The sequence below is a fragment of the Chitinophaga varians genome (assembly GCF_014529945.1).
Lineage (GTDB): Bacteria > Bacteroidota > Bacteroidia > Chitinophagales > Chitinophagaceae > Chitinophaga > Chitinophaga varians.
Genome location: NZ_JACVFB010000008.1, coordinates 193,268 through 217,336, shown reverse-complemented (window position 1 = coordinate 217,336; position 24,069 = coordinate 193,268). Strand labels below are relative to the sequence as shown.

21 protein-coding genes are annotated in these 24,069 nt (G+C 45.6%); 6 read left to right on the top strand and 15 right to left on the bottom strand.

The features are described from left to right. Positions 1–278 precede the first annotated feature (278 nt). Entirely contained in the window at positions 279–527 is a 249-nt protein-coding gene (locus tag ICL55_RS31960; RefSeq protein ID WP_188105493.1) for a hypothetical protein, read from the top strand. Positions 528–758: 231 nt separating this feature from the next. Then, entirely contained in the window at positions 759–1,019 is a 261-nt protein-coding gene (locus ICL55_RS31955; RefSeq protein ID WP_188105490.1) for a hypothetical protein, read from the top strand. A gap of 501 nt (positions 1,020–1,520) precedes the next feature. Here ICL55_RS31955 and ICL55_RS31950 read toward each other — a convergent pair. The 9 genes from ICL55_RS31950 to ICL55_RS31910 all read right to left on the bottom strand — a co-directional run bounded on the left by ICL55_RS31950 (position 1,521) and on the right by ICL55_RS31910 (position 14,178). Further along, positions 1,521–4,178 (bottom strand): alpha/beta hydrolase family protein, encoded by a 2,658-nt coding sequence (locus ICL55_RS31950; protein WP_188105488.1) that lies wholly within the window; start codon positions 4,176–4,178, stop codon positions 1,521–1,523. 146 nt (positions 4,179–4,324) lie between these two features. Beyond that, positions 4,325–5,614, bottom strand: coding sequence for a thioredoxin domain-containing protein (locus ICL55_RS31945; protein WP_188105486.1), 1,290 nt, complete (start codon positions 5,612–5,614; stop codon positions 4,325–4,327). Positions 5,615–5,643: 29 nt separating this feature from the next. Then, the gene (locus ICL55_RS31940; protein ID WP_188105483.1) at positions 5,644–7,086 is read right to left on the bottom strand and encodes a RagB/SusD family nutrient uptake outer membrane protein; all 1,443 of its coding nucleotides are present in this window, start codon (positions 7,084–7,086) and stop codon (positions 5,644–5,646) included. Between the two features lie 16 nt (positions 7,087–7,102). Further along, a complete protein-coding gene (locus tag ICL55_RS31935; RefSeq protein WP_188105481.1) occupies positions 7,103–10,480 on the bottom strand; it encodes a SusC/RagA family TonB-linked outer membrane protein in 3,378 nt (1,125 codons plus the stop codon). Positions 10,481–10,618: 138 nt separating this feature from the next. After that, a complete protein-coding gene (locus tag ICL55_RS31930) occupies positions 10,619–11,737 on the bottom strand; it encodes a FecR family protein (protein WP_188105479.1) in 1,119 nt (372 codons plus the stop codon). A 181-nt stretch (positions 11,738–11,918) separates the two neighbouring features. After that, positions 11,919–12,461 carry an RNA polymerase sigma factor gene (locus tag ICL55_RS31925; protein WP_188105477.1) on the bottom strand — a complete coding sequence of 181 codons (543 nt, stop codon included), beginning with the start codon at positions 12,459–12,461 and terminating at the stop codon, positions 11,919–11,921. A gap of 193 nt (positions 12,462–12,654) precedes the next feature. Then, complete coding sequence (locus ICL55_RS31920; protein ID WP_188105475.1) at positions 12,655–13,263, bottom strand: dihydrofolate reductase family protein; 609 nt, start codon at positions 13,261–13,263, stop codon at positions 12,655–12,657. Then, a complete protein-coding gene (locus tag ICL55_RS31915; protein WP_188105473.1) occupies positions 13,260–13,664 on the bottom strand; it encodes a hypothetical protein in 405 nt (134 codons plus the stop codon). Before ICL55_RS31915 ends, ICL55_RS31920 begins: the two co-directional genes overlap by 4 nt. A 28-nt stretch (positions 13,665–13,692) precedes the next feature. Further along, on the bottom strand, positions 13,693–14,178 hold the full coding sequence (locus ICL55_RS31910; RefSeq protein WP_188105471.1) for a VOC family protein: 486 nt from the start codon (positions 14,176–14,178) through the stop codon (positions 13,693–13,695). Between the two features lie 139 nt (positions 14,179–14,317). On the opposite strand from ICL55_RS31910, the gene ICL55_RS31905 reads away from it, so the two are divergent. The 3 genes from ICL55_RS31905 to ICL55_RS31895 all read left to right on the top strand — a co-directional run bounded on the left by ICL55_RS31905 (position 14,318) and on the right by ICL55_RS31895 (position 17,166). Further along, positions 14,318–15,313, top strand: a complete 996-nt coding sequence (locus ICL55_RS31905) for a GlxA family transcriptional regulator (protein WP_188105469.1) — start codon at positions 14,318–14,320, stop codon at positions 15,311–15,313. Between the two features lie 14 nt (positions 15,314–15,327). Next, positions 15,328–16,107 (top strand): helix-turn-helix transcriptional regulator, encoded by a 780-nt coding sequence (locus ICL55_RS31900; protein ID WP_188105467.1) that lies wholly within the window; start codon positions 15,328–15,330, stop codon positions 16,105–16,107. Between the two features lie 78 nt (positions 16,108–16,185). Further along, positions 16,186–17,166, top strand: a complete 981-nt coding sequence (locus tag ICL55_RS31895; RefSeq protein WP_188105465.1) for a S41 family peptidase — start codon at positions 16,186–16,188, stop codon at positions 17,164–17,166. Here ICL55_RS31895 and ICL55_RS31890 read toward each other — a convergent pair. The 6 genes from ICL55_RS31890 to ICL55_RS31865 form a co-directional block, all read right to left on the bottom strand. Continuing rightward, positions 17,113–17,685, bottom strand: a complete 573-nt coding sequence (locus ICL55_RS31890; RefSeq protein ID WP_188105462.1) for a dihydrofolate reductase family protein — start codon at positions 17,683–17,685, stop codon at positions 17,113–17,115. The two genes, ICL55_RS31895 and ICL55_RS31890, sit on opposite strands and share 54 nt — an antisense overlap. Before the next feature lie 76 nt (positions 17,686–17,761). Then, the gene (locus tag ICL55_RS31885; RefSeq protein WP_188105461.1) at positions 17,762–18,472 is read right to left on the bottom strand and encodes a hypothetical protein; all 711 of its coding nucleotides are present in this window, start codon (positions 18,470–18,472) and stop codon (positions 17,762–17,764) included. A 48-nt stretch (positions 18,473–18,520) separates the two neighbouring features. Next, entirely contained in the window at positions 18,521–19,885 is a 1,365-nt protein-coding gene (locus ICL55_RS31880; protein ID WP_188105459.1) for an MFS transporter, read from the bottom strand. Continuing rightward, on the bottom strand, positions 19,875–20,483 hold the full coding sequence (locus ICL55_RS31875) for an isochorismatase family protein (protein WP_188105457.1): 609 nt from the start codon (positions 20,481–20,483) through the stop codon (positions 19,875–19,877). The genes ICL55_RS31880 and ICL55_RS31875 overlap by 11 nt, the downstream gene beginning before the upstream one ends. A 9-nt stretch (positions 20,484–20,492) precedes the next feature. Further along, positions 20,493–20,921: a MarR family winged helix-turn-helix transcriptional regulator gene (locus ICL55_RS31870; protein WP_188105455.1), complete on the bottom strand. Its 429-nt coding sequence runs from the start codon at positions 20,919–20,921 to the stop codon at positions 20,493–20,495. A 176-nt stretch (positions 20,922–21,097) separates the two neighbouring features. Further along, complete coding sequence (locus ICL55_RS31865; protein WP_188105453.1) at positions 21,098–21,925, bottom strand: glycoside hydrolase family 16 protein; 828 nt, start codon at positions 21,923–21,925, stop codon at positions 21,098–21,100. A gap of 220 nt (positions 21,926–22,145) precedes the next feature. On the opposite strand from ICL55_RS31865, the gene ICL55_RS31860 reads away from it, so the two are divergent. Beyond that, positions 22,146–23,660: a glycoside hydrolase gene (locus tag ICL55_RS31860; RefSeq protein WP_223151664.1), complete on the top strand. Its 1,515-nt coding sequence runs from the start codon at positions 22,146–22,148 to the stop codon at positions 23,658–23,660. Positions 23,661–24,069: the final 409 nt, after the last annotated feature.

Here is a 24,069-nt window from a genome sequence, read left to right as displayed (position 1 = left end):
AGGGGGCTGGCATTAAAGCCAGCCCTTTTTGGTTTTAAATGAATGAAAAATGTCAACCGATATCCATTGGAATATATTTGCAAAATGTTATAGGTTTTAGATCATGTTTGTTAAAAGGAGTTTATAAGCTATAATTAGAGGAGTTGAAATGAGAGGTTTATGCTTTTGTTTGTTTATAGAGTCGTATTGAATATTAAGTTATTCTTGTGTATAAAAATGGATAGGTAAGGGATAAGGAATCGTTGTATTAGATTTTTGTCACATTAAATATATAGGCAATGAAAAAGATAAAAATGCTATTGTGTGCATTTATGTTAGTTATGGGTGCAGCAGGGGTGTTTGCCGCCAAAGCAAGTTTTCTTGATAGAGTTTATACCGTAGATTGGTTAACTAGCCTCTGCACAGTAACTATCAATGCAACTCTACTTCCTAATGGTCAAGGGCAGGATATGGTGGTTACTCTTATTTATGGAAGTCCGGTTTCCATGACTGAGTGCACATTAAGACCTGTATATCCACCCTTTTGAATCTATGACTTACCTCAATATATAATTTTCGAAAAGAGTTTGCAGATATGAATTTTGTTGTAAAGAATTTCTGATTTTTCTCGTGCCATAGGAAATCTGCGATTATAAAAAATGCCCTTGTGGTCTTTGCTTTATATTGAAAGGGGCAAACAATATTACTTTTTAGCCGTCGAGTGATCGGTTTATCCTTATAAAATGATAAAATGTTCTAATCCGTCAAAATTGACAAGTATGAAAAAGATAAAATTCTTATTTTCTGCATTACTGGTAGTTGCATTTGTTGCCGGTTTTTTTGCGCTAGAAGCAAATCCGCAGGATACACTCTTTTTAAAGGATCCCGCGCAACCTAATGCCACTGTTTGTGACTATATGGTGAATGCGACATTGCTCCCACATGGAGCTCCCATACTTACTACGGAGGCTACTATCTTTTCTGGCCAACCTATTGATGCGAATCACTGTACATTTAGGAATGTTTATTCGCCTTTCTAACAGGATAGCATGAGGAGGCTGGCTGGCATTAAAAAGCCAGCCTCTTTTAGTACATTGTCCAGTTCTGAAACAAGTTGACCCCGAAAGATATGTTATGAATGAGTGAATCCCAACTACCCTGTTGGTCCTACATTTGCTATTGCAAATGATCTCTTTTCGGAATATAGGAAATTTATAGGCTATATAGCACTGGTTATGTCATAATATAATATTTGATATGGACTGACCAATTGCGAAGGTGTTTTAGTGTCCGAATTATTTCTCTTGTCAATATCTATCCAATTTGATCGAACTATAAGGAAGACCTTTGGTTTTTGGTGTTGCAAAGTTGTTGTTGGACCCTCCTGGGGTTGGTTTGCTTTGTAACGTCGAATGGCTGGAGGTTTTTAAGCATATCAAGATTTGATACCCATGTTTCGGATTGCCTAAGTTAAATATAGGTTGCAGTGGTCCTCCCTTTAAGATTCCCTATTTTGAGCTTAACGTGGATTTCTTCTTTTTCTAGTCTTCAGTGTTTATCGACTGATTCATCCATGCTGGTTCTGGCGCATCTTTAAGAAAATGATCGAGGTATTCACTTAGACGTTTGGCGAAATCAAGCTGGTTTTCTTTTTTGTTTATTGCGTGAGCCTCTCCTTTATAGGAGATAAGCCAAGCCGGTTTGCCGAGTTTTCTCAGAAGTATAAAGAATGCTCTACTTTGATAGTCTTCAACATTTCTGTCTTCTGGATTGTGAAGGAGTAGTAAGGGAGTCTTAACATTTTTTGCAAAAAAAAGAGGGGAGTGATCTATGTATATTTGAGGATTCTCCTCCGGAGAGTATCCTATTTTCATCTGACCGTATTGCACGTAGTCTATCTTTGTTTGGCCGAATGAACCGAGCATTAATGAAACTGAAGTGAGGTCTGACGCGCCTGCTCCGGAGACAGCTGCGGTTATCGGTCGTTGGATATGTGTGATAATGTAGTCAGTTTCCCAACCCCCTAAACTCCAGCCCGTCATAGCTATTTTTTTGAGATTTACCCAGGAGAAGTTTGATAGATAGTCCATGGAAGTGTTAATGGTACTGAGTATTCCCTCTCCTGTTTTATATGGTGTTGTATTCATATCGGGTCTGAAAACAAGATAGCCGTGGCTGGTATAATATGGGATGTTTAAAGTCCCTGGTGTTAGGTCCGCATTTGGGAATGTGTTTATCTCATTTGTGATCTGGTCATAATAGTAGAATATTATAGGGTACGACCGGGTTGAGTCAAAATTTTCAGGTTTGTAAAGTATGCCCTGGTATTCCCTTCCGACACTATCCGAATAAGTATGAAGCTCGGCAGTAAGCCAATTGTAGTTTTTTTGTGGCTGTATGTTAGATATTCTTTGAAAGGTCTTTAAATCCTTGCTATAAAAGTAATTCGGGGCATCATTGAATTTTTCTTTTTTTACAAGATATCCGTTCCCTGATTTTGCTCTGCAAAAATCAGTTGATGGAAGAGATTCATATTCATAAAAGAATCTTCCTGTTGCATCCTGATTCATTGATAGGGGATTTAAACTGATAGGATTTTTTAAGGAAAGAGTGTAGTACCCTCGGTTCTTTGTTTTTAAATCGAAGGCTTTTAGTATCAATAGATCTTTGCTATTGTAGCTTCTGGTTTTACTCGTAAATCCGTTTTCCGGGTTCTCAATTGGATTGAAGATCATTTTTTCTTTTTTGCCCAAGCCATTGGTTAAGCAAATGGCTTGGTTGGATTGGGCTAGGTCAAAACTCCATATATCATTTACATCACTGATTAAAACTTTGGGTTTGTCGTTCAGCCACCCAACAATCTCGCCTGGTACTCTTCTAGGAGCAGGGTAATCTTTAAACAGGGAAGAGAACATGGCAGAAGAATCTGTATTGCTCAGGCAGATTTCCTTTGCTGATGCAATATTGTAGGAGTAGAATTTTCCTGTTTCTGTTTTATAATAGACCAGAAATTTGTTATCTGGTGAAAATGTGAATTTTTGTAACATATCGATACACTTTTCACTAATAATAGTCTTCTTTCCTGTTTGAATATCGCATATACCATATGTAAAAGTAAAACTATTGTCATTTGCGCCTCTGGGGTCGTACTTTCGGTTGGAAATGTATACACAGTAGCGACTATTGGGTGTCTGGAAGCTATAAGGTTCTATGGCTTCTTCCATTGAAAGGAGCCTGGTTATTTGACTCGAGTGAACATTAATGGATGTAAGATAAAATCGTGGTTTAAAGTTAGGGCCCATCATTCCTCCTTTGAAACGACTTAGTAGATATATATCTTTATAGTTCCATATTTCCGGATTGCTTGCTATTGTTTTTTTTCTTTTTTTCTCCGCTAAATCAAATATCAATAATTCACCATTTGGAGAAAATCTCCAGTTCATTCCTGCCTCTATAACCAAATTTGTATCTATTGTTGGAGAGTATGAGTTGAGTAATTCTTTCGCGGATTGATCTTCTGTTTTATAATACCATATTGCAATACTATCTTTCTTTCTTGAGAAGAAGGATAGCTGTTTTGATTCTTTGTCAAATATCAATTGGCTGGTAGTTGGTCCTTTATATATGTTCTTTATTTTGTAAGTTCCTATTGTTACCCAGGATAATATTTCCAAGCTTGTTTTTTTTTCTCTGGCGACTGTTATGAACGATTTTTTGTCGGGACTTGTGTGAAAGCTCTCAATCGAATCATATTGTAAATAGACGCTTCCTTTTATCGATTCGATAAATAGGCTTTTCTTTTTGGTTTCTATATACATTACAACGGGACTCTCTGACGTGTTAATGATCTCATATTGACCTACATTGGGTATCTTTCTTTCTTTATTTTCATATAAATCGAGAATTAATAGGGTGTCTAATATCTTTCCCATTGCGAATCGGCTGTTCGTTGTAAAACTTGTGCTGTTTAGATCAATGTATTTCCAGTGCCGCGTTTGATCAGTGGATAAGATTACAGTTGTTTTTTTTCCGACAGGATCGTTTGTTACCTGGTAGCAGACGTAATTTCCGTCGTCGCTTATTTTTCCATTGGTTACTGATGGCCAATTGTCCGCGCTATTAAAATCTAGCGAAGGTTTCTGGGCGACGGTGAGTTTAAATACTAAAGTGATGAGGAAAAGAAGGCTGTGTCTTTTCATGGTCATTTTATTTACAGGCAATAACATTCTGATTAGAAGATACAAAAAATTTTTGTTCTTTCAATTGACGTTGGCATAGATATGAGACATTCCAATAGAGATAAATTGAACATTTTGTTGCCTCTGAAATCGCTATTTAGCTTATTTTACTGAAGTTGGTTATCAGTCCAAGTCGGAATCCCTTTTTTCATTTTTTCCAAACATTCTTTGTATGTGTTCGAGTTTTTTTGATCATTTTTTGCTTCTGCCATGTTTAATGCTTTTTCCTCAAATTGGAGCGCTTTTTCTACATGACCTGCTTTGTACAGGACATTAGCATAGGTATCTATGTGAACGTAGTTGGATGGATTTTTCTCCAGATCTTTTTCCATGTATGAAATGGCTTTGTTCAATGCGTAGTGATCATTGCTTCGCTCGAAAAAATAGTACCAGACTACAGCATTTATATCCCTAGATATACCCAGCAATTCCGTTCTTTCTATGAAGCCTTGCGTTACTCGTTTCCAATCCTTTTTTTCTATATAGTAATCAATTTTTCTGAATATAATACTTGCTTTTGCATTCATTCCCCAGTTGCGAGATAATTTATTTTCCAAAGCGGTCCAATTAGGTGTTCTATTTTCTGAGGCACTTTTTTTTATTTCTGGTTCAATGAGATCGCGTCTAATTAGGTAGTTTATCAAATATTCTGATGCTCCTCTTTCGTGGAAGAGGCTGTCCGATTCTTCTTTGTTTCTGTAGATGTAAGAAATAAGGCTGTCTTGAGTTGTATAAAGAGAAGGAAATTCTCTGATAGTCTCCAGAAAATCGGGATTGAGAACTGATTTGATTTCCTTGTTGTCCCAGGTAATAGAGCGATACTTTTGGGCTACTTGCTCAGATGCTGTTTTCTCGTTCAGTAGATTGAGATAATGTGCTAACTTTAGCAGAGACGGCCCCTTCAGTTGTCCTTTGGTGTATTGGGCGTACAGGTGTGTGAAGTTCTCATTGGGATCGATTGCTGCTTTGGAGATTTCTATTATTTTATTTATATTTTGTACACCTTTCTCTATTCCCAATAGATTTCCATCCACGTCAAGAAATAAAAATGTAGGAACCCCAGAAATTTTGTATTTTTTTTTAATTTCTTCTGCGAAAGGATACATTCTTTTTATTGACTCGTTGTCATTTTTACCAGTATCGAGTTGCAGTTTCGTGGAAATGTAATTTCCATTTAATATCTCACTCACTGATTCTTTTGAAAAGACAGGATCCATCATTTTACAGTTAGTACACCACGTAGCGTATAATTCTATAAATATTTTTTTATTTTCCAACTTGGCTTTAGATTTCATTTCTTGGTAGGTCAATCCTTCTATAAAGTTTGTTCCGCTATTTTGGGCCTCCAGAAATTTTGATAATGAAGTTAAAATTATTAGTAAGATATATTTTTTCATGTTTATTGGATTAGTTATTATAAATCGAATTAGTAGCCAGTGTTTTGAGTTAGGTTTTTATTTAATAGCATTTCCACATTTGGCACAGGCAATAGCGACTGGTAAGGTTGCCAAGTTCCTCCTTTGTAGGTTTGAGCCATTTGCATAGTTGCGTCTATCGTACCAGATCGCTTTAGATCAAACCAACGATGCCCCCACTCGCAAAATAGTTCGACCCTTCTTTCCTGCAGAATTTGTGAAGTGATGGTACTTGCTGTGCTGGAGGGAATTGGGGAAAGACCAGAACGTCTGCGTACCGCATTTAGGTCATCCAGTGCTCCGGAAATATTTCCCTGAGCAGCCCGGGCCTCGGCTCGAATTAGATATTGTTCCGCTATTCTGAATACGATACAGTATTCAGTGACACTGCTACTGTTAACATCTGCTTTGTATTTTGCAATAAACGGATAGGATTGCAAATTGGTGTTAAATAGTCCGGTCCAGTTTCGTTTTCTTAGGTCTCCATTTTCAAAGCTGTTCATAAGTGGTGAGGATGCATAGAAGATCTTGTTGCCATTTCCAGGCGCTGAAGTTAATAGATAGACCGCCGCCTCGTCGGTATTGTATCCTGCTTTTACCGGCTGGAGTGCCCAGATGGTTTCCATACTGTTTTTCAGAAATACTTTGTCAGGTGGAAGTAGTGTGTATAGAGTAGTTTTGTCGATTACTGCTGTTGCATATTTTTCCGCTACGGCATAGTTTTTTCTGTAAAGTTCTACCCGAGCCAATAGAGATTGAACAGTCGCCAGATTCGGACGTAACCTATCAACCGTAGTTTTGGAGATTGTGCCATCTAAATAGTTGTCATCCATGTCGCCTAAGGATGTTTCCAAATCAGCTACAATCTGCTTATATACAGCGTCGACGGAGGATCTTTCTATTGAAGCGTTTTTTGTATAGTCCGTGGTGAGAACAATGGGAATGTCTCCATACAGATTGACAAGATAGAAATAATAGAAGGCTCTCAGGAAATAAGTTTCTCCCAGTAGTCTTTTTTTGATGTTGCTGATAGAGCTAGATTTTCCTATACCCTCAATTGCTGCATTTATTGTATATATTCTAGGGTACAGATTGGTCCAGTAATCGCCATTGCCGAAAGATTTTGTGTTATTGTCAGCGGGATCCAGCTGATTCCTATAGTAAGCGAGGTAGTTGACCTTATTTATATCAAACAAGACCAGATTATCTGAGGATAGTTCCATTAGTAAAGAGGTAGAGGTAATCCCTCCTCCAGTAAAATCTGATCCCATCATCGTCGCATATATTCCTGTTATCACAGATGCAGCTGTATTGTCGTTTTGATATACATTGTCACTACTGATGCTGTTTATGGGAGGGTCTATTGCCAAGAATTTCTTGCAACTGCTTGCTTCAGTTAAAAGTGTGAAAATTGTGACTGTAATGATGGCGTATATTGTAAGCTTGTTTTTCATCTGATTGAATGTTTATTTATAACCCAAATTGTATTCCGAATGTGATTGTCCTCAGGGTGGGTAAGTTTAGGAGAGTTTGTGTCTCTGGGTCAATTCCATAGTAGTTGGTGATGGTGAAAATGTTTTGACCAAGAGCATATATTTTAGCATAAGATATTTTGGTTTTTTTTATCCAGCTTTGTGGTAGGTTATAAGATAGTGATATGTTTCTTAATCTAATAAATGAGGCGTCCTGGTAAACGACATCACTCTGCGATAGAGCGTTGTACGAAGCGTTGTTTAAAGTTGAGGGTTTTTGATATGTTTTTTGATCTCCAGATTTCTGCCAATATTGATCCAGTATTACACTTGGGACATTCAGCATTAATCCTGGCGATCTTCCGAACATTGTGTATAAGCCACTGGGACCGACTTGTTTTACAAATTGGAAGAGAAAATCTAAAGTGAAGTTTTTATAGTCAAATTTGTTTGATAACCCTCCAAACCATTTTGGATTCGTGTTTATTATACTTGTTCTGTCGTTTACAAGGCTAGGGGTAGAGGTTGCTTTCCCATCAGCTGTACGATATTCGTAAAGACCTGTTTGAGGATTGACGTCAATAAAGGGAATCACTTTCCTGATATTAACGGGTTCACCTATAACGTAGGTTCTGGCGAGGGTACTTTTTTCCAGTCCGTCGAATCTCGTCAGTACATTTTTATTTGTGGTGAAATTGAGAGAACTATTCCAGCTTAAAGATCGGTTTTTGATGATATTAGCATCTATTTGAAGTTCTAAGCCAGTGTTTTTAATGTTAGCGTTTATATTTTGGTTGATGGTAGTGAATCCGGTTGTATATCCTAGCGGATATCCTATTAGTTGATTGTTTGAATTGTTAATATAGTAGTTGCCACTAAAAAGAATACGATTGTTGTATAAGCCGAGGTCAATTCCTATATTTAGTTTTCGTGTTAGCTCCCATTGCAGATAGGGGTTTGCATGTCCAGTTGGTTGCAGACCAACAGTTTGCTGATACGGGATTCCTGTTGATATATTGTTGTAAAGGGTTAGATATTTGTAATCTCCAATTTGGTCATTTCCTGTTGTTCCATAGGATATTTTAAGTTTACCAAAGCTCAGTGGTTTAAAGTTATTAGTAACAAATTTTTCGTCTCCAAATAGCCACGCTCCCGATGCGGAATAGAAGTTGGAGAATCTATTTTCAGAGCCAAACCTGCTACTTCCATCTCGTCTACCTGAAAGTGTTAGTATATATTTGTCAAGATATCTAAGGTTGAGGCGACTAAATGCTGCATCGTACCTATATGTTGATTGCAATGTACTGTATACAGATAAATTGGATGCGGACTGAATATTGGGAACTAATAGATCACTTGCGAATACCTGACCTATTATTGCAAGTACAGAGTTTTTTGTTTGTTGAAGTGAGGCACCAATTAAGCCATCAAATGCAATATGATTGAAGTTTCTTTTATAAGTTATTTGTGGTTCGATCGACCATGACGTTATAGATTTGTTAGCAGTAATATTACTCCTGACATCAGCCACTATTCCCGGATTGAAAGAAGATTGCGGTACTAGGCCTATTTCAGTACCTTGAACTTTATTGTAATTGAGGGCAGTTTTAAGATCTAATCCTGGGATTATTGTATACGATATTTCAGATGATCCGACTAGATTATTCGTCTTAATAGTGTATTGTCTTTGGAGAATACCAAGGGGGTTGTCAAAGCTATAAGTTCTTAATGAAGGTACATATCCCCAGTTTAAACTACCGTCCCTATTATAAAGTGAGGGGGCGTTGGGAGGAGTGATGAGTGCTTGAGTCATTAGATCCCCATAAGCCAGGTTGTTATTGTCTTCAACGTAGGTGGTTGATATATAGAATCTGAATTTTTGATTATTGGAGGTATGATTGATGTTAGTATGTACATTTACTTTGATGTCAGCAAAATCGCCAGGAAAAACGGTAGTTTCCTTTAGATAACCCCCGCTTACCAAAAATTGCGTGTTGTTGCTTCCTCCTGAAATAGATCCCTGAAGATTAGTAAATCGAGCTGTTTTACCTACCAGTTCTTTTTGCCAGTTAGTTGTTTGTGTTGTGTCCCAAGTTCCATTGATGTCATAGTCGGTTGGTGTTATGCTGGCGTTGTCATTTTTTTTAGCTGTTTTGCGTAATGCTATGTAGTCTTTTGTATTCAGTACGGGTAGGAACTTAGGGACTTTCTCGAAACCGGTTTGAAGATTAAGGTCTACTTTTGTCTTTCCGGATTTTCCTTTTTTGGTGGTGATTAGAATGGCACCATTGGCTGCCCTTGATCCATAAATAGCTGTGGCATCTGCGTCTTTCAGTACAGTAATGCTTTCAATATCGCTGGGGTTTATATAATTCAACGCACTACCAGTCCCTAAAAATGCTGAGGCAGATACCGCAGGAGGAAGGTTGTTGGGACTATAAGGGACCCCATCTACTACAAAGAATGGGTCGGTTCCTTGCGCGAGACTATTTATCCCTTGAATATTGACTGATACCCTGCCGGCTGATACCCCACTTGCCTGTCTTATAAATAGACCCGGGACACTGCCAGACAGCGCAAGAAGCGGATTAGACACTGGTTGATTCGCTATCGTCTCCGCTGTCACCGTCGCCACATTCCCAGTAGTATACCGCTTCGTCGTCGTGCCATACGCAATCACCTGCACCTGGTCCAACGCCGTATTCAGCTGCTTCAGCACCACGTCAACGGATCCCTGTGAAGCTTTTATTTCACGAGACAAATACCCAATATAGCTAAACACTAACACCGCAGCAGCATTTGTCTTCAGAGAATAGGTGCCATCGGGTTTGGTGACCGTACCGGTACCGCCGCCTTTGATGCGGATGCTCACGCCTACCAGTGGTTGGCCTTTATCATCACGTACACTACCTTGTATATACACCACTTTAGTAGAGTCAGGACCTCCGTTATCGAACGTGAGAAAATCAGCGGCGGACAAGTCGGTACGCGGTTTACGCGTCACAACAATAACGTTATTCTCGATAGTATAGGTGAAAGGCTGATTCTCGAAGATCTTGTCCAGGGCCTCGGGGACGGAGTTCTCCATGAGGTAGAGGTTTACCGGCTTGGAGTCGCGGAGGTTGTCAGACTCCACGAAGAAGGAGTAGCCGCTTTGTTTGCGGACGGTCTGGAGGACTTCCCGCAGGGGCGTGTTGGTGGCGGTCAGGGATATCCGTTGTGAATAAACGCTGGCAGTTACCTGCAGGTTGAATAAAAACAAAAATGCGATTAGTTTCATGGCCACTATGATTTTGAGAGCGTGACGGCTCTGTCGGGAGGGGATTTTTCGAAAAGAAATATCCATCCCCACCTTGGTGGGTACTTTATATTCCATATCTTTGTTTGGTTGAAAATTGTGAAAAAATTGTTAGTGCAGTGTTTTTGCGAAATTCAATCCTGCCGGGAGTGTTGCGAGCACTTCCGGTTTCGTTTTAGTAAGCGTTTTTGACTGTGTTAATGCCTTTGGTTGATGTTACTGAACGTTGATTTTTCTTCCGTCAATTTTGAATGTTAGTTTACTTCCCGTTTCAATGATTTTGATGACTTGCAGAAGATTTAGACTTCTCGGGATTTCTGCGTCAAATCGTCTGTTGTTCGTAAGGGTGTTGTTGTAGGTGAAATCAACATCGTACCATCTTCCAATTTGTTGAAGAACTTCTTTTAAAGGGGTACCATTAAATACAAACAAACCGTCTTTCCATGCTGTGACGTCTTCGGCTTTGACTGCCTTTACTTGTAAATCGTTACCAATCAGGGTAGCTTGCTGACCAGGCTGTAGCGGGTGGGTCGTGGATGAGGAGAGGGGGGTGATTTCCACACTGCCCTCTGCCAGTGTAGTAATGTCGGGTTGGTGGAGATAACAGCATACATTGAAATGCGTGCCGGTCACCTTGATGCTTTGTTGCATGCTGGAGACAATAAAAGGTTGCTGGTGATTCTTTGCGACTTCAAAATAAGCTTCGCCAATTAATTGAACCCGGCGCGTAGCGCCTGTAAAAGGTACAGGGTACGTAATACTACTTTCGGCGTTCAGGAAAACCCTGCTGCCATCAGGAAGGACCACCTGGTACTGACCACCTCGGGGGGTGGTGATCGTATTGTACACAGGCCGGTCTCCCGATAGTTTTAATGGTTGCCTGGTGGTATAGTTATAATTCAAAATTCCGGTGTTGTTTTGTTGTGCCACTACGCCGGGCGCCGCCAGAATACTGTCCGGCGTATTGCCCAGCGGCACCTGTGTGCCGTCAGACAGTGTCAACATGGCTTTGTTGCTGCCCGGCCGGATAGCGGCCATCATCTTGTCCTGCACGGTAATGGTGTTGCTCGTCTGCATATACACAGTGTAAGACAATACAGACATAAACGCTACCGCGGCAGCCATCAGATACCAGGCACTCGGCGTTCCATTTCTTCCTATCTTCAACCTGGCCCAGATCAGCCGTTTGATGCTGGCGTAATCTACATTATACGCCACCGGTTCCTGCTGCCGGCAAAGAGCAAGGTACCAGTCTTCTACCAGCGCCTTCTCCTCCGGTGTGCAATCACCTCGCTCCACACGGTCCAATAAATCTTTGGTTTCCTGGTCGCTCATACAAAGTTTTAGTTAGATGAATACATTCACAGTGACTATTTCAAAAGAATGGGATCGGACAGTTTCATAATCTCTTATACCTTTAATACGCGGAACTAATTAGTTGGTGTAATCGAGATTATTAAATCTTTAACTTTTTGTAAACAATGCATTTCGTTTTTACAAATCATTTAGAAATCGACTAGAAGTAACTCAGCTTCGTCCGCAATATTCTAATGGCATTGTGGATCTGCTTACGCACCGTCTCGGTAGAGGTACTGGTACGCTCGGCAATGGTCTTGTAGTCACAATGCTGCTTGCGGCTCAGCTCAAATGTCAGCCGCATACGCTCAGGCAACCGTGAGATCTCCATCTCTATCTGCCTTTGCAGTTCCCGCTCCCGCACCTGTATATCCGTACACTCCGATGCACACACGTGGTGCTTTAAGCTGGACAGATACTTCTCCCGCACCTTCTCCCGACGGAAATTATTGATAATGCGATTACGCAACGTGGTATACAGGAACAACCGCAACGGCGCCGTTTCCTGAATACTGCCATGACGAATTAATGAATGAAAGGTCTCCTGTACCACATCCTGGGAAGAACACTCGTCTCGAAGCATCCGCAATGCATGCCGGTACAGAATCGCCCAATAACGGTTGTAAATCTCTGTGAAACATTCAACGATGCCCTCGTTATAACCGGCAACCAGATCACTATCACTTAATTCTTGGTAGGTCATAATCCATTTAAATGATTGGGGTGGCAGGAATAAATTAAATGGTGCCACTTATAACCAACGAACGACTATCAAAATGACGTGGTTGTAAATCAATTGTTAATTCAAAAAAAATGGGGTAATGGTTTACTATATCGTACAGGGGGATACGAAAAAGAAAACCAGCCGTGGTGGCTGGCTTTCGAAGAATTGAATGTTATGCGACGGGAGCGGGGGACGGTTTTTTGTTCACAATATACCTGAACCAGACTACCCCCGACTTAAACGTTTGCATCTGCTCCAGCGTCATCGATACCTTGTCCGGCCCACCGGAAAACATCGGCATGCCCTGGCCCAACACTACCGGATGCACCCACAGATGGTACTCGTCCACCAGCCCCAGATCACCTAAGGCGCCCACCAGTTGCCCGCTACCATATACCAGGATGTTCTTCTCCGGACCCGGCCGCGGCTCCTTCAACAGCGCCACCACCCGCCGCAGGTCGCCCTTCGCCCGCCGGCTGTTACTCCACGGCAACACGTCCAGCGTCTTCGAATACACGACCTTCTGCGTGGTATTCAGCATCACGGCATAGGCAATATCCTCCCGCGGGAAAAACGAGTCTATCTCCACCTGCTGCCAGTAAGCGGCCATAGCTTCATAGGTGTTCCGACCCAGCAACAGGGTATCAGCCCCGGTCAGATCTCTGGTCAGCCGCTCACTCATATCGGAGCCCCAGCTACCCAGATGCCAGTCCAGCTCCCGCTGCCGGCCAGACATAAACCCGTCCAGCGACAGGTTCATGGATACAATTACTTTCCTCATACTACGTTTAAGGGGTTATTTTGCCGGCGATGACGGGCATAATAGATCTGCCTTCCTAACAATGAACTGGGGATAGATAAAGCCGCGCCCAGCAAAGGGTACCAGGCAGGGCCATAGCCCTTCATGGCAATCATCCCGGCCAGCCACATCACCACCCCGATGATACCCATGGTCCACGTGGCGGCAGAAGCCTTTGACCGCGCAATGGCGGCGGCCAGCCAGGAACCCAGCACCTGAAAAATAAAGCGGTACGCGGTGGCCAGTAACAACAGACCGGCGTCGAACATCGGCACGCCATAGGGAGGATATACATGGGTGACGTGGAAAATATGGTCGGTGCCGACCGACAGGAGCGTGATCACCACCATACCGGTAATAATGGCTAAGATAAGGCGTTTCATATGAGCTGTATTTAACTTGAGATAAGGGTTATTTTCCGTCAAAAGCGTCCTGTAAGCCCTGCATGTCCAGTTTCTTCATCCCCATCATGGCCTGCATGGCACGGCCTGCTTTTTGCCGCTCCGGAGCGCCGAGCAGCTTTCCCAACAGGGTAGGGACCACCTGCCAGGATACGCCGTATTTGTCCTTCAGCCAGCCACACTGACTTTCCTGGCCACCGTCGGCGGTAAGACGGTCCCAGTAATGGTCGGTCTCCTCCTGCGTCTCGGTGGAAATCACAAACGAAATAGCTTCATTAAACCTGAAGTGCGGACCTCCGTTCAGCGCCACAAACGACAGGTCTTCCAGCCGGAAGGTGGCTGTCATCAGCGTGCCCTCAGGCAGTGGTGAACCGGCAGGATAACGGTTGATCCCTCCAACTTCTGCATTTTTAAAGATACCCTGATAAAAATTAATAGCGTCTTCTGCATTGTCATTAAACCACAGAAAAGGTGTAATTTTTTGCTCGTTTTTCATAATTGTTGCATTTTGTGTGTGAACTTTCTACATCAAAGGTATCCCACTGCCCGCTACGCGAAGGGGTGGTATAGAGACATTCATGGGGTACTTTGCGACTTTTTATATCCGTAACTTTAAGCATAAACACCCCGGTTATATGAAACATGTATCCATCCTTGTGCTCAATGACGCCGTAATGGCCAGTATTGTAGATCCTCACATGATGCTCAACGGCGTAAACGGCTTTCTCGAAGATGCAGGTAAATCGCCGGCCTTTAAACTGCAGCTGCTGGGCCTCACCCCCATGGTGAAACAGTACAATGGCCTGTTTAGTGTACACACCGATAAAATGCTGAAAGAGGTAAAACGTACAGACCTGGTTATTATCCCGGCTATCGCCGGAGATTTTGAAGCTACCTTGTACAAAAACAGGGAATTCATCCCCTGGATTATCCACCAATATAAGGAAAATGGCGCAGATGTGGCCAGCCTCTGTTCCGGCGCTTTTATGCTGGCCGCCACCGGCCTGCTCAACGGCCGCGAATGTTCCAGCCACTGGGCCTCGGCCAACCTGTTCCGGCAACTGTTCCCGGAAGTGATGCTGGTCAATGGTCGCATCGTCACGGAACAGGACGGCCTCTTCTCCAGCGGCGGCGCCAACTCCTACTGGAACCTGCTGCTGCACCTGGTGGAGAAATACACCGACCGCGAAACCGCCATCATGGCCTCCAAAGTATATGCGCTCGATATCGACCGCACCAGCCAGTCGCCCTTTACCATGTTCAGCGGACAAAAGAAACACGAAGATGCGCCCATCCGCCAGGCACAGGAATTCATTGAAGCCAATATCCACCAGCGTATCTCCGTGGAAGAGCTGTCCGACCGCTTTGCCATCGGCCGCCGTCACTTTGTACGCCGCTTTAAAAAGGCAACAGACAATACACCTCTGGAATACATCCAGCGGGTACGCATGGAAGCGGCTAAAAAGAAGCTGGAATCCAGCCGCATGAACATCAACGAGGTGATGTATGAAGTAGGATATGCTGATAGTAAAGCTTTTCGTGCTATCTTTAAAAAACTAACGGGCATGCTGCCGGCAGATTACCGGCTGAAATATAACAAAGAAGCAGCGGTGGAAGTCAGCAGACGTTAGTCATTCGTTATATCATGGAACAACTGGGCAGCGGCACTTTTCTGGGTAAAAACAAAGTCAATTATCATCTTTCCGGCATCATCTTATCGGAAACAGTATACCACGCAGCGGTGTCGGAAGAATGGCACCACCACGCCAATCCACACTGTTCTTTAGCGCTGGAAGGCGGCAACCTGGAACATCGTCGCTTTAGCCGGCAGGAGGTGCTGCCGGGTAAGCTGGTCCGCTATGCATCGGGAGAAGAACACCGCAACCTGCAAACGCTGCACCCCTCCCGTAACCTCAATCTCGAAATAGAGCCCGCCTTTTTGACGGCTTATGGCCTGTCAGCATCCACCTGGGACAGCCTGCCGGAGCACGACCTGCAACTGGCCATTCTGAAGTTATACAAGGAATGCACCCTGGTGCCAGGCCATGATACGCTGGCACATTCCATCCTGCTGCAACACTGGGGACCGCCGCTGAAGGCGGGTAAAGGAACGCCCGCATGGGTGGCGCGGCTGCGGCAATTATTACATGATCAGTGGGACGTGCCCCTTTCGCTCGACACGCTGGCGGCTGAAATAGGTGTTCATCCGGTAACGCTCTCCAAATATTTTCCGGTATATTTTAAAGGCACCATGGTGGAGTATCTCCGGAAAATAAAAGTAGGCAGATCACTGGCACTGGTCCGCAATAAAAAACAGTCCCTCACCGCTATCGCGCTGCAATGCGGCTTCTTCGACCAGAGCCATTTTATCCGCAATTTCAAACAATACACCGGCTATCTGCCCGGTGCTTTCCGCAAGTTGTAATTTTCTTCCTTCGCGCTAATCCTGTGCAATTTTGGCTGTCGGCCGAACGGTAGCTTTGTGATACTAATCGATGTCAACATGAAAAAATGGTATGGCCTCATGGCACTTAGCCTGTGCCTGTCAACCGCCTATGGTCAGATGGTCACTCCCGCTGAAAAACAGGCAGTGCTCCGCCAGTCGGCACAGCTGCTGGAACAACACTATGTATATCCTGACAAAGGCAAAACGCTGGCCGCTGCTTTGCTGCAGCAGGAGCAACAACTGACGCAGGGAACGGACAGTGTGGACGTTTTCGCCAGAGCCGTCACCAGTCTCCTGCGTAAAACGGTGAAAGACGGCCACGTATATCTGCGTTACAACCCGGAAATGATAAAAGAGCTGAAAGCACCACCGGCAAAGGGCGACAGCGCCAAAGACCCGTTTCATTACGACGAAAGGGCCGTCAACATGAATTTCGGTTTTATGGAGGTGAAGATATTACCGGGTACTGTCGGATACATCCGCCTGTCGGAGATTAACCTGTCGCCCAATAGTGTGGACGTGCTCAAAGCGGCGATGACATTTGTGCAGCACACCAAAGCGTTGATACTGGACCTGCGCGACAATGGTGGCGGTGGCAGCGCTATCGGTATGGTGGTGGAAGGATATTTTGTAAAAGACGGTACGCCGTTGCTGGAAGTGAAAAGTCGCGATGGAAAAAATGAGGTGATGAAAGCAGCCACGCTGAGCGATACAAAACCTTATGAGAAGCCGTTGTACATCCTGGTGAATAATCGTACTGCCTCCGCGGCAGAAGCCATCGCTTTTGAACTGCAACACCTGAAACGGGCGGTGATAGTAGGACAGCGATCAGCGGGCGGGGCGCATATGAATGATATTTTTCCGGCGAACGATCGCTTCCTGTTGTCGGTGTCTGTTGCGGCGCCGGTGTTTCCGGGCACAGACCATAGCTGGGAGCTGACGGGCGTTCAGCCTGATATAGCGACGGCCAACAGGGAAGAGGACCTACCGGCGGTATTGGGGTTGATAAAAAAGGACCACGATACCGCAGGAAAATGAGGTAGCGCTGACCAGCTTTACGGGCAACTGCTGGTGCAGCTGATGAAAGATAGGCAGGCCTTTGCCGATAGCCATGGGATTAACAAACAGATGAAACTCGTCGATGAGATGTTCCTGTATGAGGCTGGCAGCGAAACTACTTCCCCCGTAGGTGATGATATCCCCTCCGGGGGATTTTTTTAGCCGGGCCACTTCTTCGGTCAGGTTTTCGTTGACGAGGACGGTGTTTTTCCAGCCATGTTCTGTTTGTGTACGGGAGAAGACCACTTTGTCGAGATCATTCATACGATGCGTATATTCGTCGGCGATATCGGGATCACCGGCACGGGCTGTCCATGCAGGAATGAACTGGTGGGCCAGTTTGCGGCCTATCAAAATGAGGTCTACCCGTGCGGTAAGGGCCAGTACATAATCTTTCAGGGGTTGGTCCCATTCACTGACCAGCCAGCCGGTATTGCCGTGTGCATCGGCCACAAAGCCGTCTACACTCACCTGCATCTGAAGTATCAGCTTTCTCATGGTTATGTTTTTGAGGATGCTGATACAAACTTACAGGTTAATAACATTTTTCACCGGGTGTGAATCCGTCAAAACCTTAGAACAGGATGTATTTGGCGTGATAGGTTTCAAATGGCACCAGCGTGTCCATCACCGGCAGCGGCCGGATAGGAATGATGGTGTCTGTATGTTCGGTGGGCCTGTCTTCTCCGTCATAAGCCTCCGTGCTCCGGGTGTAACGACCGGTAGAGAGGTTGTACTGTTCGCTGACGATCAGGCCCTGACCATCGGATTCATTACGGCTGTAACCGATTAATTCAAAGCGCTGATGTTGGTAGCGGTAAAGGTACTCCGCCATGCCGCGCAACAACGATATCCGCACGGTCAGCACGCCTTTGCTAACAAGGACAGAGTCGAGGGTGATGGCGTCATGGGCGCCTTCGCCACCATCCGGTAGTATCGCCGTTTCAGAGGTCGCCGCCAGTTGATGTTGGCCATCGGGCCGGCCAAACAGCACCTGGAGGCGATAAGGCTGTTGGGCGGAGGTGGTATCGTGCATCACCACAACGGAGTCGCTGATATTGTCTTTGTTGAGATCGCCGGTGGCCGCGCAGATAAATACGTTGTAAAGTGTTGGGCCGTCAGGGATGGCGGCAGCTGGTGCTACGCCTGGCGTGTCCACGGGTTCGGGAACTGTCGTTTGTACGGTATCGTTAGTGCCGGTATTTTCCGGGCGGCTATGGCAGCCGGTGGCTGTCATCAGGTATATGGCGGGTAACCAAACAACCAGGGTAATGTTTCGCTTCATCTTATCAGGATCATGATTGATTGCCGCCAAACTAACGAAAATAAATGATTACCGCAATGACAGCTCCCTTTTGCGGCCGATAGTCGGTAATAGCAGCAGTACCATCAACACACAGCTGGCGGTGGTAAACCATACCACGGTATGAAAACTGCTGTCTGTTACCCCCTGATGATAGAGTGTTTTCATTTGTGATCCGGAAACGATGGCACCGATATAACCGAAAGTACGGTAAAGCCCAAACGAAACGCCGGTACGTCCGGCTGGCGCTTCTTCGTGTAGCCATGCCTGGTTGGCAATAGGATTGATGCCGGTGGACAGGCCTACCAGCACCGTAATGCCGATCAACAGGTACATCGGCATGCTGGCGTGAACGAAGAACAACGCCATACAGGCAACGATCATACAACCAATGCCGGCCACGTTTTTTACCAGCAGGCTGTTGTGCCGGGAGATGAGTAGGCCTGCCGCCGCGGACACCAACGACATCGGCAGTAACAAAAGGCCGGTACGTGCAGGCGAGATCTGTTTTACACTTTCCATCCACTGTGGCAGCGAAAACAACATCAGGTACATCACATAACTGGTGGCCATCGCACTCAGGTACACCAATAGCAGCGATGGTTGTTGCACAAATAAACGCACGTCAATGAATGGACTGGCTTGTCTTCGTTCCCAGAGGATGAGCAGTAATAGCAACACGACTAACAACAACGTACCTCCCGGTGAGAACGAACGATGCAGCAGTAACAACAGCAGGTTGAGCAACATGCCGCTGAACAGGAGGATGCCCATGATGTCCAGTTTCTGCGGCAGTTCCCTGATACTGACCGGCACTGTGGCTGGCGTGTCTGGCAACGCACGCGCCAGCCACAGTGATATCAATACCCATGGGATGTTGATGAAGAATATACCTTTCCAGCCAAACGTCTGCGATAGTAAGCCACCCAATACAGGACCCAGTACCATACTGCCCAGGCCCGATACCGCAATGATGCCCAGTACGCCGCCGGGCACGGGTTCGCCGGCTTCGGCGTATTTTCTGTTGACCAGCGCAATAGCAGAAGGGTAGGCGGCGGAAGTGCCCAGGCCCAATAAAACACGGGACACGATGAGCCAGTCGAAAGTAGGCGCTACGGTGCCGGTAATGCCCGCTAGCAGCACCAGCAGGAACCCCAGCTGGTTCACCTTTTTAGGGCTGTACAAATCAGCCAGCCTTCCCATGAGCGGTTGCCCGATGGTGGAGGTGAGATATAATGGTGTGATCAACAGCGCGCCGTCACTGATATTACGGCCAAAAGACTGACAGATGGTGGTCAGCGCCGTGGCCAGCATGGTGGAGTTGAGCGGGTTCATCATGGTGCCCAGCACCAGTGGCGTGATAAACCTGACGGATATACGTTCTTTATTTTTCACGTAAGCTCAGATGATGCAGGATATCTGCGGTGGTACCTGTTTCACCGATACGAGGGAGGATATATTTCAGGCTGTATTCGTGGCAGGCCAGTTGCAGGTCTGTCATGGCGTCGGTGGCAAAGGTGATATTGAATCCGTTTTCGTTAGCGCTTCTGGCGGTGCCTTCTACACCCACACTGGTGGAGACGCCGGCGAGTACAATATTGGTAATGTTTTTCTCGCGCAGGATGCCCAGCAGTGGCGTATTCGGAAAGGCGCTCCAGGTGCCTTTGGTAATGCGGATGTCTTCCGGTTGCACGTTGATTTCCGGAGCGATGTCGAAGAAGCCGGCGGCCTTCATGGCTTCGAGTTGTTGCTGTTGGGCAGCCGGTTCTTTAGGCAGGCCATTGTCGACATCGGCCCGCACCAGCATGGCAGGGGAGCCTATGGGGTTTACGTTGACCACTACCACGGGCAGGCTTGCTTTGCGGAAGCCAGCAGCCAGCTGTGCAGCGTGATGAATAATGTCTTTCGCCGGATGGGCGGTTGGACGCCCATAGACGCCCATCTGCAGGTCGATCAGCACCAGGGCGGTGTTTTTGTCGATACTTGTAATCATGTTTCCGTTTTATTTATAGTCTGCAATTTTGTTGAGCAGCGGCAGTACCGCCGTCAGCAATTTTTTCTCTTCTCTGGATAATGTCTGATCAATGGCTTCCGCCAGCCATTCGTCCCGTTCATGCCGTGTCTTCTCTACCATTTTTTTTCCTTTGGGGGTGATGGTCACGCTCATCTTACGTTTGTCTTCCGGCGATTGTGTGCGGGTGATGAGTCCCCCGGCTTCCAGCGTATTGAGTATCTGTGACATGGACTGGTTTTTTACCTTTACCAGCTCTGCCAGTTCAGACGGAAACATAGCACCCTGTTGATATACATAGGACAGCGTGGACAACTCGCTGAGCGAGAATCCTTCTGTAGAGTATACCTGCTTGCGCAGCCGCTTGTTGAGGTTGGAAATACTAAGACGCAGGGACGAGGCGGTAGCGAAATTGTCCATGTTATATATAAAGTGATTTTATGTAGTTAAATTAATAAGTTTACCTTACAAAATTAATTCGGGAATTTTTATCCACCAAAAAAAATTAAAAACGCAGGTATTCATCTGCCGAAGGCTAAAAAACAAAAAGGTCAGGGTGGAGTGCCCTGACCTTTTTGTTTAATATGTTGATTACATCATTGATACACCTTCACCCAATCCACGATCATCTGCACCGGCAGGTCTTTCGGATTCACTTTACCCACCCAGTTGCCGCCCAGCTGCTGGTCTATCAACAGATAAAAGGGTTGATCATAAGGCCACTGGGAAGGATCTACGCCTTCCACACGGGGATAGGTGAAAGTTTCTTTTCCATTGACGAGGAAAACAATTTTATCCGGGGTCCAGGAGATGCCGAAGACATTGAATTCGCCATTACGCAGGGCTGCTTTGCCGCCGTGGGGCGGTTTTTCTGTCTGTTTCAGGTCGAGTGTATAATAGGAGTGCGTAGTCTGATAGATGATGCTGTCATAGTTAAGATGTTCCATGATGTCTATCTCGCCGTTGCGGGGATAGGCGCCGTATTTATTGTTTTCTGCCAGCATCCAGATGGCGGGCCAGGCGCCCTGCGCGCATTCCAGTTTCGCACGGATTTCTACTTTCCCGTACTGGAAAGCGAATTTCCCTTTGCTCCAGATGCCGCCGGTAAGGAAAGGCCTGGGGTCTTTGGTCGTGTCGGGATTATGGATGCCACGGAGGTACAGCTTTCCGTCTTTCAGGGCGTAGCAGCGGTCGTCGCTGGTCATATGTTTGCCCCAGTCGGCGTGATTGGGCGGGATACGTGTCCATTTGGTCGTGTCCAGCGTAGAGCCGTTGAAGTTATCTTCCCATACCAGTTGCCATGATAGTTGGGCGCGGCCTTCCGGCTGTATATACAAGTGCTGCTGCTTCGCTGTAGCGGGCCGCGAGGTGTTACATGCCGACAAACCGGCCAGCAATGCGGAGAGTAAAAGAATGTATTTCATGGTTCACATTTATCAGGGCTATTAATTTTGTGTTATGAGTGCCTGTTTTTGTAAAAGTATAGTTTTTGTTAACTAAAATAATCACTATTTTTAGGAAAGAAGCAGATAGATACCTGTGTTTTGACTGTCGGTGCCAGTGGACAACTTTTGGAAAAGTATAGATATTTTAAACTTATAATGCGCTTTACCCTATTTCCATAAAACCCAAACCCTCGTAACAATGAAAAAAAATCTGCCAGGAATTTCCTTGTCCTTGCTGGCCATGGTATTGGCCTCCGCATGTTCCAAAAATATGCGGGACGATCTGAAAACCGCTGCCGACGGTAAACTCTCTAATCAGGTGGTCGCTGCCGCAGTCAGCACCGACACTGCCAACATCACCCTGAACTGGGGCACCACCTATCAGCGCATCGAAGGCTTCGGCGCTTTTGCCGGCCGCGCTACACCTTTCTTTGAGTCACCCAAACGTGACAGCATCATGCAGCAGCTCTGGGGCACCGACGGCCTGCAGCTGAACATCGTCCGTGGTGAAGTGATGTACCACTATCCGTTCGACAAAACTACCGGCACGGTCACCATTCAGCCGGCAGGTACCACCATCGACATGGACGCTGCCAGCACCGTCTATCAGGCACTCAACACCAACCAGAAAGCGCAGCTGGCGCAACTCTGGATACTGAAGAAACTGAAAGAGCGCTATCAGGTACCCATTATGATCGCCAGCACCTGGACACCGCCGCTGTCGATGAAAAACAACACCTCTCAGGAGAGCGCTAAAAACTTCAACGGTCTTAACTACAGCTGCTGCTCCACCGACTTCGCCAACTATGTGGCCGGCTTCACCAAATCGCACCAGAACGAAGGCATTAACTTCTACGCGGTATCCCCGAGCAATGAGCCGGAGAACGTGTTCTCCGACTGGCCGGCTTCCTATTGGACCGCTTCACATCTGGGACAATTTATTACCAACAACCTCCGTCCTGCGTTAAATGCTAAAGGACTGAACTCCGTGAAAATCATCTCTTCCGAAAATGCCGCCTGGGGCACGGCCAACAGCTTCCTGTCGGGGATGGACAAAAGCAATGTGGACATCCTCGCTGGTCACGGCTATGTGGAAATCGGAGACCTCATCCTCGGCAAACGCGGGCTGAACCCCAATCCGCAAACATGGAATTATGCTACCGGCAACCGGCCTACCTGGGTAACAGAAGCCTGTGACGACAGTGGCGTATACGATGCTACCATGACCGGCGGTTTGAAGCTTGCCATTAACATGCACAAGTTCCTCGCAGAGTGTAACGTGAACGCCTATGTGTATTGGTTAGGTATGCTGGCTATCCGTAACAACGAATCCCTGATCTGCACCAACGGTGACGGCTCACTGGATTATCCCAAAACCTATGACGTAATGGGACAATACTCCAGATTCGTACATGCCGGTTATTATCGTTTTAACTCCGCACTGGCCAACAACTCCACCCTGAAAGTGTCTGCCTGGAAAGATCCGGTTACCGGCAAATTCAGCGTAGTGATAGTGAACCCCGGTGGCGCTGAAACCCGCACCCGCCTTAAGTTGGCAGGTTTTGCCAGCAGCCAGGTCACTTCTTATCTGACTGCTGATAACACCACTGCTCACTGGCAGCAAAGCGCACCGGTGCCCGCACAGGCTGATGGTAGCTTTGTAGTGGTAGTACCACCTACCAGCGTTATTACGTTCACCGGAACGGCACAATAATATAACGATCAATAAAAACTATAACACCTATAAAACCCATGAAACCCATGAAACCCAGGGCTAAAGCCCTGGGCTACGATGTTGCTCAATTTCTTTAACATTAGCAGCTTATAATTTACGCAGGATAATAATATTGGTCTGATCCCTTTGCGCGAAATCCTCGTAAACGTTGGAGTGCATCATCGAAAGAACCTGAAGAACATCGTAGCCCAGGGCTTTAGCCCTGGGTTTTATGGTTTTATGGTTTTATGGTTTTATGGTTTTATGGTTTTATGGTTTTATGGTTTTATGATTTTATGATTTTATGGTTTCATACGTTTCATGCGTTTCATGCGTTTCACGCGTTTCATGGTTTCGTGCGTTTCATACGTTTCATGATTTCGTACGTTTCATACCTTTCACGCGTTTC

Bases quoted from the DNA above. Each gene is read 5' to 3' on its own strand.
- ICL55_RS31960 (WP_188105493.1), top strand. From the start codon at position 279: ATGAAAAAGATAAAAATGCTATTGTGTGCATTTATGTTAGTTATGGGT.
- ICL55_RS31955 (WP_188105490.1), top strand. From the start codon at position 759: ATGAAAAAGATAAAATTCTTATTTTCTGCATTACTGGTAGTTGCATTT.
- ICL55_RS31950 (WP_188105488.1), bottom strand. From the start codon at position 4,178: ATGAAAAGACACAGCCTTCTTTTCCTCATCACTTTAGTATTTAAACTC.
- ICL55_RS31945 (WP_188105486.1), bottom strand. From the start codon at position 5,614: ATGAAAAAATATATCTTACTAATAATTTTAACTTCATTATCAAAATTT.
- ICL55_RS31940 (WP_188105483.1), bottom strand. From the start codon at position 7,086: ATGAAAAACAAGCTTACAATATACGCCATCATTACAGTCACAATTTTC.
- ICL55_RS31935 (WP_188105481.1), bottom strand. From the start codon at position 10,480: ATGGAATATAAAGTACCCACCAAGGTGGGGATGGATATTTCTTTTCGA.
- ICL55_RS31930 (WP_188105479.1), bottom strand. From the start codon at position 11,737: ATGAGCGACCAGGAAACCAAAGATTTATTGGACCGTGTGGAGCGAGGT.
- ICL55_RS31925 (WP_188105477.1), bottom strand. From the start codon at position 12,461: ATGACCTACCAAGAATTAAGTGATAGTGATCTGGTTGCCGGTTATAAC.
- ICL55_RS31920 (WP_188105475.1), bottom strand. From the start codon at position 13,263: ATGAGGAAAGTAATTGTATCCATGAACCTGTCGCTGGACGGGTTTATG.
- ICL55_RS31915 (WP_188105473.1), bottom strand. From the start codon at position 13,664: ATGAAACGCCTTATCTTAGCCATTATTACCGGTATGGTGGTGATCACG.
- ICL55_RS31910 (WP_188105471.1), bottom strand. From the start codon at position 14,178: ATGAAAAACGAGCAAAAAATTACACCTTTTCTGTGGTTTAATGACAAT.
- ICL55_RS31905 (WP_188105469.1), top strand. From the start codon at position 14,318: ATGAAACATGTATCCATCCTTGTGCTCAATGACGCCGTAATGGCCAGT.
- ICL55_RS31900 (WP_188105467.1), top strand. From the start codon at position 15,328: ATGGAACAACTGGGCAGCGGCACTTTTCTGGGTAAAAACAAAGTCAAT.
- ICL55_RS31895 (WP_188105465.1), top strand. From the start codon at position 16,186: ATGAAAAAATGGTATGGCCTCATGGCACTTAGCCTGTGCCTGTCAACC.
- ICL55_RS31890 (WP_188105462.1), bottom strand. From the start codon at position 17,685: ATGAGAAAGCTGATACTTCAGATGCAGGTGAGTGTAGACGGCTTTGTG.
- ICL55_RS31885 (WP_188105461.1), bottom strand. From the start codon at position 18,472: ATGAAGCGAAACATTACCCTGGTTGTTTGGTTACCCGCCATATACCTG.
- ICL55_RS31875 (WP_188105457.1), bottom strand. From the start codon at position 20,483: ATGATTACAAGTATCGACAAAAACACCGCCCTGGTGCTGATCGACCTG.
- ICL55_RS31870 (WP_188105455.1), bottom strand. From the start codon at position 20,921: ATGGACAATTTCGCTACCGCCTCGTCCCTGCGTCTTAGTATTTCCAAC.
- ICL55_RS31865 (WP_188105453.1), bottom strand. From the start codon at position 21,925: ATGAAATACATTCTTTTACTCTCCGCATTGCTGGCCGGTTTGTCGGCA.
- ICL55_RS31860 (WP_223151664.1), top strand. From the start codon at position 22,146: ATGAAAAAAAATCTGCCAGGAATTTCCTTGTCCTTGCTGGCCATGGTA.